The sequence below is a fragment of the Roseateles sp. P5_B10 genome (genome assembly GCF_056400485.1).
The window spans coordinates 1-624 of sequence record NZ_JBFULE010001564.1 but is presented as its reverse complement, the minus strand read 5'-3'; the positions used below and the strand labels follow the sequence as shown (position 1 = coordinate 624).

Annotated in this window: 1 protein-coding gene; it reads right to left on the bottom strand. The window is 63.8% G+C overall.

The features are described from left to right. On the bottom strand, positions 1-624 hold a 624-nt coding region (locus tag AC1DU6_RS34600; protein ID WP_477863025.1), incomplete at both ends, for a S1 RNA-binding domain-containing protein.

Sequence of the window (624 nt, the reverse complement as noted above, 5' to 3'; positions counted from 1 at the left end):
GTTCTTCTCGGCGTCGAACTTCAGGACCTTGGCGGTCAGTTCCTGGCCAACCGTCACGACTTCGGACGGGTGACGGACACGGCGCCATGCCATGTCGGTGATGTGCAGCAGGCCATCGATGCCGCCGAGGTCGACGAACGCACCGTATTCGGTGATGTTCTTGACCACGCCGTTGACGATGGCGCCTTCGGACAGCGTCTCGAGCAGCTTGGCGCGCTCTTCACCCATGGAGGCTTCGACCACGGCACGACGCGACAGCACAACGTTGTTGCGCTTGCGGTCGAGCTTGATGACCTTGAATTCCATGGTCTTGCCCTCGAACGGGCTCATGTCCTTCACCGGGCGGGTGTCCAGCAGCGAGCCGGGCAGGAAGGCGCGGATGCCGTTGACCAGGACGGTCAGGCCGCCCTTGACCTTGCCGGAGACGGTGCCGGTCACGAAGTCGCCGGACTCCAGGGCCGTTTCCAGGCTCAGCCACGAGGCCAGGCGCTTGGCCTTGTCGCGCGACAGGATGGTGTCGCCGTAGCCGTTTTCGATGGCGTCGATGGCGACGGAGACGAAGTCGCCGACCTGGACTTCCAGTTCGCCCTGGTCGTTCTTGAACTCTTCGATGGGCACGTAGGC